General features: G+C 56.5%; 1 pseudogene. It reads right to left on the reverse strand.

The features are described 5' to 3' along the window. Positions 1-182 precede the first annotated feature (182 nt). Positions 183-504, reverse strand: a pseudogene (locus tag LH464_RS24485) (P-type DNA transfer ATPase VirB11); the annotation flags it as partial. Positions 505-566 lie beyond the last annotated feature (62 nt).

A 566-nucleotide genomic window follows, 5' to 3' on the forward strand; every position in this document is an offset into this window, starting at 1 on the left:
TTCGATAATGCTGGCGCGGGTGGCAGGCCGGATTGGCCTCGCCGGGCTCGTGCAGGCGCAAAAGGTGGCCCCTGCGCTGCAAGAAATCGACCGTAACGGCTCCGACGGCTGCCTGAATGGCTTCCCCCTGGCTCGGCTTTTCGCAAATGATTATCGATTGCACGAAAATTCCTCGGGCGTGATTACTGAATATTCGCGGGGAGCTTCTTGAATGGATCGAAGTAGATCTCGCGCACGCAGAATTTCCCATCGACGCGTTTGCATTGAATGATGATGTCAATGAGCGTGAACAGCAGGCTGCGGATGTCATCACGGGCAAGATCGCTACCCCCTTCAAATTCCTTTATGAGGAAGGTCATTTGCTCGATCGCCCGCATTGCCAACGAGGCGTGTACGGTGGTGATTGACCCAGGATGGCCGGAATTGACGTTGGGGATATAGTAGAACGCAGTACCATCAAGCTGCTCCTGCGCAGGATCTGTCGGGCCGCATTCGAAGCCCGGACAACGCGGGTCACCAGTACCGGCGTGAATATCGGCGCGCGCGGCGATATCGATATCATTGCC

Origin of the sequence: Pseudorhizobium xiangyangii (genome assembly GCF_020531965.1) — a bacterium.
Lineage (GTDB): Bacteria > Pseudomonadota > Alphaproteobacteria > Rhizobiales > Rhizobiaceae > Neorhizobium > Neorhizobium xiangyangii.